Origin of the sequence: Pseudomonas sp. MD195_PC81_125, from assembly GCF_014060985.1 — a bacterium.
Lineage (GTDB): Bacteria > Pseudomonadota > Gammaproteobacteria > Pseudomonadales > Pseudomonadaceae > Aquipseudomonas > Aquipseudomonas parakoreensis.
Genome location: NZ_JABULD010000791.1, coordinates 1 through 672 on the forward strand (window position 1 = coordinate 1; position 672 = coordinate 672).

Here is a 672-nt window from a genome sequence, read left to right on the forward strand (position 1 = left end):
CTTGCTGTGCAGCGCGCCCCAGTCGATAAATGAATACCAGCATCAGCGACGCGGCCACGCAGGACGGAAAACCCATGGAAAGAACGGATACCCGGCCGAATGGCAAGGACACTAGGTAGACCAATAAGGTATTGAGGACCGTGTAGTCGGGATAGGGTTTGAGGTCTTCGGTGATCGGGAACAGTGTGATGCCGTGCAGCAACATGTAGTCGGCAAAGTCGACAAAGCGTGTTGTGTAGTTGAGGACCGCGGGTTTGTACTGCAATGCCATGAACACCGCCAGTGTCATGAAAAAAATGCTCAGGCATGGATTTCTTGCAATCAGTCCCGTCAACATTCCAGCCCGCGAAGTGCGCTCTACAACAAGCCGGGCATCATATCGATCCATCGTTAACCCTTTAGTGAAGTTGTTCTTTTGACCGCAATCCTGACAGTCCGGTGACGCCTGCATTGAACTTGTGTGTGGCGCGAGATTGATGTTGAGCCTGGCCCGCGGCGAGGGCTATTCAAGCATGACGGCCCTAAACACACCCTGAACAAAATCAATTGAAGTCAACAGGAAAACCGTATTAACAACGCGTGTCGAAACGGGCTTTGTGCATTTCAATGATTGAATGGCAGTGATACAAGGCCGGCTAGATGACGCGACCTTTCTTCGACGGCGAATGATCG

1 pseudogene is annotated in these 672 nt (G+C 51.8%); it reads right to left on the reverse strand.

The features are described from left to right. Positions 1-388: pseudogene (locus HT737_RS29310) on the reverse strand (hypothetical protein); the annotation flags it as partial. Between the last annotated feature and the right edge of the window lie 284 nt (positions 389-672).